The organism is Streptomyces sp. NPDC045701 (assembly GCF_056432045.1).
Map to the genome: position 1 here is coordinate 1 of NZ_JBWKJV010000103.1, position 7,705 is coordinate 7,705.

Below are 7,705 nucleotides of genomic sequence, written 5' to 3' on the forward strand. Positions count from 1 at the left end.
CACCTCGGCCGCGTCGGCCGACGTCGACCGCTGGTGGCAGTCGTTCCTCCGCCGCTTCGATCTGGAACACACCTTCCGGCTGATGAAACAGACCCTCGGCTGGACCACACCGAAGATCCGCCGCGCCGCCACCGCCGATCTATGGACCTGGCTGATCATCGCCGCCCACACTCAGCTCTTTCTCGCTCGGCCCCTCGCCGAAGACCTCCGGCGGCCCTGGGAGCGGCGGACCGAATCCCGTCGTCTCACCCCCGCCCGCGTGAGGCGAGGGTTTCGGAACGTCCGTGCGACCGCGGCCCGTCCGGCAGCCGCACCGAAACCGTCCCGACCCGGACCTGGACGGCCTCCAGGCGCGAAGAACACACACCGGGCCAGGCACCACGACGTCGGCAAGACGGTCAAACGTGCCGAGTCGATCAAGGAGCACCAAGCCCGCAGAGGTTAAACGTCAAGCTGAGATTTGGGCCGGGGTGGACATCGGCAAGACGCATCACCACGCGGTGGTGATCAACGTGGAGGGTAAGCGTCTGCTGTCCCGCCGGGACCAGAACGACGAGAGCGAACTCCTCGCCCTGATCGGTGATGTCCTGGAGATATCCCAGGACGTGCTGTGGGTCCGTCGACCTTAACCACGGCGGCGCCGCGCTGCTGATCGGCCTGCTGGTCAGCCACAACCAGCCCGTCGCCTACCTCACGGGCCTGGCGGTCCACCGTGCCTCGGCCACCTACCGGGGCGAGGGCAAGACCGACGCGAAGGACGCCTTCGTCATCGCCGACCAGGCCCGCGTCCGCCGGGACCTCGGCCTCCTGAGGCCTGGCGATGAGATCGCCGTGGATCTGCGAACCCGTGGCTTCTACGTCCGGGGCGCAAGGCTATGCGACCAGCTCACCGACGAACGTCACCCGCCCCAACCTGTCCAACCAGTTCCAAGACGGCCACCGCCTCCTGGGCCTGCACCGCATCGCGGTCACTCCGCTGCCCGGAACCCCCGCCCGCCCGCACCCTCACAACAACTCAAACCCGCCTGCCATCACCCGACGACACCTGCACAGACCAACTCTGACAGCTATTCAGATCCAAGCCCCGGGACGCACCGAACTTTGCCAGGTCGGCACGTTCCTGGCCTACGCCTCGGCCAGGAGGCGGGCGTTGATCGACCGGGAACTGTATGTGCCTGTCTCGTGGAAGGAGGACCGTGAGCGGTGCCGGGAGGCGGGCGTCCCGGACGAGGTGGTGTTCGCGACGAAGACCGAGCATTTCAAGGCCATGCTCGAGCGTGCGCTCCAGGCCGGCCGCCTGGATGCCTATGCTCGCGCTGACCGGCCGGGCGAGGCTCTGGGAACCGCGTCGCTTGCGGTTCCGCCTCTTCTCCGCAGCCGGCCAGCTCGTCACCACCGGTCGGCGCTCGCCCGGCACTGGCCCTCGACCGGCGAGATCACCGCCGCCCTGAACGGCTCGCGCTCCTGCCCAGCCCCGGCTGACCAGCAACCCACCGTCCCTGCGACAGCATCACCCGCCCCGGCCAGTGGAACCCGGCGCCCACCCGACGCGACAGCCGGGCCACCGGCCTGCCCACCATCAGCTCCGGAGAGCAAGAGGGTCCACCAACTCCGTCGGCGGACCCAGATCGAGGCTAATAACAGGGTCAGGACCAACGCGACTTTGTGAGTCGAATCAACGATCAGGACCCTGGAGAGGGGCTTGGGTGAAGGCGCTCACGACGTGCCAGTATCCATCTTCATAAGTTCTTTGAAGTTGCTCCCATCTTCTCCTGCTCCTTTCAGCCATTTCTTGGCGGCCTGCTTGATGTCAGCTAGCTGTTTGTCCGATCGATTACTATATCTTACAATTTGGTCGAATTTGCATGCCAGGGCGTCACAGTCATCGGCGATAAGCTTCGCCTTGGCACTGGCTCCCGCAGGCTTGAACTCACTAGGTTCAACCAGAGGGCGGAACGCTGCAGCGGCCTCTCTTGTCGCCTTTTTTGCGGCAATTGCATCGATCAACAGTTGCGGCTCCCCGCCCCCCAAGTTAATCGGCCCATTGGCTGCAATGATACGATCATCTAGTGATGGAGAGAAACGTAGGGCCTCGGCGACGCGATTTTCTTTTCTGAGCTCAAGAACTTTATTAAGACTTTCCAGGGCTTTAGTCGTGGAATTTACTGCTGCCTTATGCTTGGTTACTGCAGCTTGGACCTGTCGATCGAGTGCTTTCTTGGCCGTCTGTGCCTGTCTGGCGGCGGTAGAACTGATTTTGGCGGCAGTGCCCGTGCCGGCGAAGCCGATGAACGTCACAGCAAGACCGGCCCAAGTGAGTCCCTCTTCGATGGCAGGGCTATCGCCGAGGAAGGCGGTCTCGTTCTGGGCCACGGCGAGGCCTTCTAGAATTATGCCGGCGCCGTTGGCGACAAGGCCGGCAACTGCGACGGCGGTCCATCCTATTGTGGGCGGGAAGGCCAAGCTGAGGATTATCGAGCCGATGGCGATGACTCCGACTACTGCGTAGGCTGCCCAATCCTGGACCGCGTCGTTGCCGGAGGGGTCGATTTTGGTGAGGGGGTTGGTATCGAAGGCTTGGTAGCGGTTGTGGAGGGGGGCGGGGTCGCGGCTGATGAAGCGTTGCTGGGCGGGGTCGTAGGTGCGATTTTTCAGGTATTGGGTTCCGATACCTGGGTTGGTGTATTCGCCGGCGTAGGTGAAGGGGTTGGTACCCGCGGTACCCGTGCTGTTGGCGGGGCTGCTGGTTGTTGTTGGCCGGCCGGCTGTGGTGGTTGTTTGCCCGTAGTCGGTGTAGTACCAGGCGGCATTGATGACGCCTTGAGGTGTGGCGAGGGCGGTGGTGTTGCCGTGGCGGTCGTGGAGGAGGTAGCCACCGCCAGTGGCTTGTGCTTGTTCGGCGTTGGTTCCGGTCAGGGTGCGGGCTTCGCGGGTGGCTGCGGTGAGGTAGGAAGCGGTCACCGTGTCGTCGGAGCCGTTGCCGGTATGGGTGTCGTTGGCGATGGTGCCGGTGGCGGGGTCGTAGTAGAAGCCGGTGGTGGTTTGTTGCCCCCCTTTGCTGGTGGTGGTGTTTTTGCGGGTGCCGTCGGCCCAATAGGTGTAGGTGGTCTTCTCACCATCGGGGGTGGTGAGGGTGGCGGGGCGACCATGCGCGTAGTACGTCCAGGTGTTGCCGCGATGATCATTGGTGAGGTTGCCTGCTCGGTCCCATTCCTGGGTGTGCCTGGTGCCGTCGACGGTGAGGGACAGTAGCCGGCCGGAAGGGTCAATCTCGCGGTCAGTGACCGTTTTGGTGGTTTTCCCGGCGTTGTCGTGCCGGGTGGTCTCGCTTCGGGTGATGTCGCCGGAGACGTTGAGGGTGTAGGCGGTTTCGGTGACCGGCTCACCCTTGTCGTTCTTGACCGTGGAGTGGATCAGGCGGTCGTAGGCGTCGTAGCGGTAGGCGGTGGTGGTGGTCGTGTTGCTCACCGCGCCGTTGTCGTCCTTGACGACCGCGCCGGTGTCGTCGACGGCGGGGCGGGTGTCGGTGCGCTCGGTGAGGTTGCCGTGAGTGTCGTAGGTGTAGGCGGCCTCGGTGACCAGGGTGCCGTCGGCGCGGGTGGTTTTCTCGGTCTTGATCTGGCTGGCGTCGGTGAAGGTGTGGGTGGTGGTGACGCCGTTGCCGCGTTCGATCTTCTCGATCCGGCCGAGGCCGTCGTAGGTGTAGGCGACCTCCGCGAGGACCTTGCCGTCGGCGCCGGTTTGCTTGGCGGACTTCAGGGTGCCGTCCGCGGTGTTGTAGGCGTAGACGGTGCGGGCGCCCGCGACATCCATGGAAGCGGTGAGCAGGCCGTGAGTGTCGTATTCATGGGTCAGGTTCTTGCCATCGGGATAGGTGACCTTGGTGACCTGATCGTCGGCGTTGTAGGTGTAAGTGATGACCGACTTGGCCTTGTCGGACGGGTCGAACACCTCGGTGACGCGGCCGGTGGTCTTGTCGTAGGTGTACGCGGTCGTCACGGATGTGCCGTCGGGCCTGGTAGTGGTGGTTTCGGTGAGGCGGCCGGTCGCCGGGTCATGGGTGGCGGTGGTGACGGTGCCGTCGGGTGTAGTGGTCTTCACCACCTCACCGGCCCGGTTGTAGGCGAGGGTGGTGAGCCCACCGGTGGGGTCCTTCTCTTCCACTACCCGTCCGGCGTCGTCCCGCTTGGTCAAGGTGCCCGAACGCTTCTCCTCACCGGAGCTCAGGGTCTTCACCACCGGGGCACCGGTCAGGTCATGGGTCTTCTCCGCGGTGATCTCTGGGCCCGGGAAGGTCTGGGGGTTTTTGGGGGTGAGATTGCCCTTCACCACCGCGCCGCCGGCACCATAGGTGAGGCGGGTGGACACCTCGCCAGCCGTGGTCTCGGTGGCGCGTCCCAGACCGTCGTAGGACTGGTTGGATGCGGGCACAGGGGTGTTGTCGGCGTGGCTAGTCGTGCGGGTGACCAGCCGGTCGGCGTCGTCGAGTTTTTCCACCGTGACAGTGGTGGCGTGGGCCGGGTCGCTTTCGCCTGCGGGCAGCACCGAGGTCTTCTTTGTATTCGTCACCTCGTCATATGCCACCAAGTGGGTCATGCCGTTGGGGGCGACCTGTTTCACGGGTCGGCCCAGCACGTCATTGACCGTCACCGTGCGGCGGCCCGCGCCGTCGGTCGCGGTCGCGGTCAATCCATCCGGGCTGTACTGCACGTTCTGCAGCACGCGGGCATTGGCCCGCTCCACGATGTCACCGTTTTCGACGTTGTCACTCTTGGACACCACGCGTCCGAGCAGGTCACGCTTCTCTACGACGGTATGCCCGTCCGGGGTGGTGAGCGTGGTGGAGGTGGGGGTGTGGGCGGCGGTGGTGGTCAGCCCGTCCGGGCCGGTTTCCTTGACCACCCGCCTGGCGTCGTCATAGGTCGTCTTCGCCGACCGGCCCGCCGCGTCGATCGTCTCCACCACCTCGCCGGTGGCCAGATCCGAGACCTGCTTCACCGTGCCCGCGGGGGTGGTGACCGTATCGGTGCGGGTGTGGGCGCCGGGGTCGATGTTGGTGGTGTAGGTCTCGGTCAGCTTCTGCGGCCCCTCATCGTCTTGCGGGCGTGCGCCATCGGCCCAGGAGACCGTCTTCGCTTTCAGCTCACCGTGCTCGTCGACCTCGAAGCTGGTGGTGGTGCGCGCCTTAGGGGTTTCGTCTTCCTTATTGGCGATGGCTTCGGTGGTGGTGGCGAGGTGTTTGCCGTCGGGGGTGAGGGTGTTCCGCGTTTCCGCGACCGTGCCGTCGGTGCCGGTGGTGGTCGACTTCACCGGCTGCCCGAAGGGCCCGTACTCGATGCGGGTGACCGCTCCCGTCACGTCCTTGCGCTCGGTCTGCCGACCGTGGTCGTCGAACACGGCGGTCTCGGTCGTGGTGCGGGACGTGCCGTCCCGGCCCAGGTGGGTGGCGCGGGCTTCGGTGGGTTTGGCGTAGTTCGCCGGCAACGCCGACGGCGACGGCGGAACCTCCTGTTTCTCGCCCGTGTAGTCCAGGCCCTGCTTGTGCAGACTGACCCGCTTGTCCCCCGCGATCAGGAACGTCTCCCGCTCCTGCAACAAATGCAGCTTGTTATACGTGGAGCGCACCACCGACACCCCATCCGACAACTCGGTGGCATACCGGTACCCCTGCGCCGCGGCATCCTGGGCGTCGAACAGGCCGAAGGTGGTGTGCTGATACCGCGGGAAACCCGCATGATTGTGCAGCTGCCCCTCCACCGGAACCAGCGAGAAACTCTTCGGCGCGACGATATCCTTACCCGCCGTATCGGTGACCCGGACCGTTTTGACCACGCTCATATCGGCCGCGATCTGATAGTCCACCATCGTCTTCGCGCCGGTGGGGGTGACGATCTCACTCAGCAACGGCTTGTTACCGGTCTCGCTGCTCGAGCGGTAACCCAGGGTGGTGACCTGACCGACCGGGTCGCTCACCGACACCAGTCGGCCCCCCTCGGTCCTCAACTGCATCTTCGGCGTCCGCCCATCCGAGCGGGTCGGCGAGGTCACCGTCAAACCCGTCGCCGACGGGGTGAGGGTGGCCTTCTGACCGTAGGTGTCCACCACCTGCGCCAAACGGTGCCCCGACCCCCACGCCCAGTCCACCCGGTTACCCGACCGGTCCTCACGCGCCAGCAGATCCCCCTCGGCGGAGAAATAATCCACCCGCCCATCCTCATACACCAGCGTGAACGTGTAGGGGCGCGCCGGGACGCCGTCGCGGGCCGGGAGAGTGCCCGCCTTGCGGGCAAACTTCAGGTCCTTGAGCGGATAGCGCTTCAAACCGGTCGCGGAGGCCTCATCCGCCTCGAACATCCCACCCGAGGCCGGATACACCCGCACCCCACCCTCAGTCTCCACAAACGACAGCCCCAGACTCATCCCCGCACCCAGACCGTGCCGGTCCACCCCCGCCGCCGCCAGCTGCTGGTCGTACGACAACGACACCGAAGCATCCAGACCCGCACGCCCCCCCAGCTTCACCAGCGGCAGAGTCATCCGCCACAAGCCGGTCCGCTCATCCACCACCCCCGCCGCCGCATCCCCCAACGGCACCGAACCCGACACCGGCGCAGACACCCCACCCGGCGTATCGGCAGCCACCGCCGACACCACCGGCACCGCCGACACCCCCATCACCACAGCCGTCGCCAACGCAACACGCCGCACAGCGGTGCTGCGACCAGGCACAGCACCAGGCAACAATGACACCCGGGCAGGAGGAGAAACCAAAGAAGCAGCGGATCGACTTGACACGGTGAGCTCCACCCGAAGGGCACGGCAGGACAGTGAACCCTCTTAAACAACCCCAGCCACCCGCAAGCCCGCCTTCCCCCTACCGGCCACCAAGCAGACCTGTCACACCCACCAACGGAACGACAGTCCGAACGACGAGTCGGGTGTTCAGCCGTCTGAGTTCGGCCTGGCTCGAGGGGACGAGGGGAGGGGATCCGTTTCTGGAGCCCTTTTCACGTGTAGATCATGAGGGTGAGGAGCGCGGCAGCTGCTGACGTGAGTCTGTTCGGGCTGATCCGGGCATGCCGGAAGATCCGCCAGTGCTTGATCCGGGAGATGGCCCGCTCCACGGGAGCACGTAGTGCAGCGTGGACCTTGTTCGAGGCCTTGTGCTTGTCGGGGAGTTCTGCCTTCGGACGGCGCTTGATCGGGGTGATCACAGTGCCCCGGCCCCGGCGTACCCCTTGTCCGCAAGGACCTCGACTCGAACTCCCATCGCTGGGCGTAGAAGCGGCCAGTTCCGCGGCCGGGGCCTTGTCCGGGTCGAGGATCGTGGTGATGAGCCGGCAGACGCCCTCATGGCCGGCGATGGTGTATTCCACCGCGCGTACCGGCACCCCACGACGGGTGTGGTGGATGTCGCTGCGATCGAAGATCTCGGTGAGATACGAGCCGTCCGGCAACTGCTCGACCACCGGCAGCACGAGGTGGCTCCGCGCCGAGCATGAGGCGTTGAAGCGCGCCCACGTCGCTCTGGCCGAGCAGGCTGGCAAGGATCCGGCCGCCCTTGGCCGTGCGCGGCGCCGGTGCGACATGACCATTGAGTACTCCGTGCGCTGATCCTCGCGAGCCCGCTCGCCGACCGGGACGCCGAGGTGTACGTCCGCGCCGGGGTCCTGGTGGCGATCGGCGTGGGGCTGTGGGCCGTCAA

The 7,705-nt window shown here is 65.6% G+C and carries 2 protein-coding genes and 4 pseudogenes; 4 read left to right on the top strand and 2 right to left on the bottom strand.

From position 1 onward, the window contains the following. The 4 pseudogenes from AC07DW_RS32725 to AC07DW_RS32740 form a co-directional block, all read left to right on the top strand. Positions 1 to 445: pseudogene (locus AC07DW_RS32725) on the top strand (NF041680 family putative transposase); the annotation flags it as partial. A gap of 13 nt (positions 446 to 458) precedes the next feature. Beyond that, positions 459 to 843: pseudogene (locus tag AC07DW_RS32730) on the top strand (IS110 family transposase); the annotation flags it as partial. A 244-nt stretch (positions 844 to 1,087) separates the two neighbouring features. After that, positions 1,088 to 1,294, top strand: a pseudogene (locus AC07DW_RS32735) (transposase); the annotation flags it as partial. Between the two features lies 1 nt (position 1,295). After that, positions 1,296 to 1,482 (top strand): annotated as a pseudogene (locus AC07DW_RS32740) (IS1380 family transposase); the annotation flags it as partial. 234 nt (positions 1,483 to 1,716) lie between these two features. Here AC07DW_RS32740 and AC07DW_RS32745 read toward each other — a convergent pair. Both AC07DW_RS32745 and AC07DW_RS32750 read right to left on the bottom strand, forming a co-directional pair. Next, entirely contained in the window at positions 1,717 to 6,693 is a 4,977-nt protein-coding gene (locus AC07DW_RS32745) for an RHS repeat domain-containing protein (RefSeq protein WP_478861275.1), read from the bottom strand. A gap of 314 nt (positions 6,694 to 7,007) precedes the next feature. Further along, positions 7,008 to 7,478 carry a transposase family protein gene (locus AC07DW_RS32750; protein ID WP_478861276.1) on the bottom strand — a complete coding sequence of 157 codons (471 nt, stop codon included), beginning with the start codon at positions 7,476 to 7,478 and terminating at the stop codon, positions 7,008 to 7,010. Positions 7,479 to 7,705 lie beyond the last annotated feature (227 nt).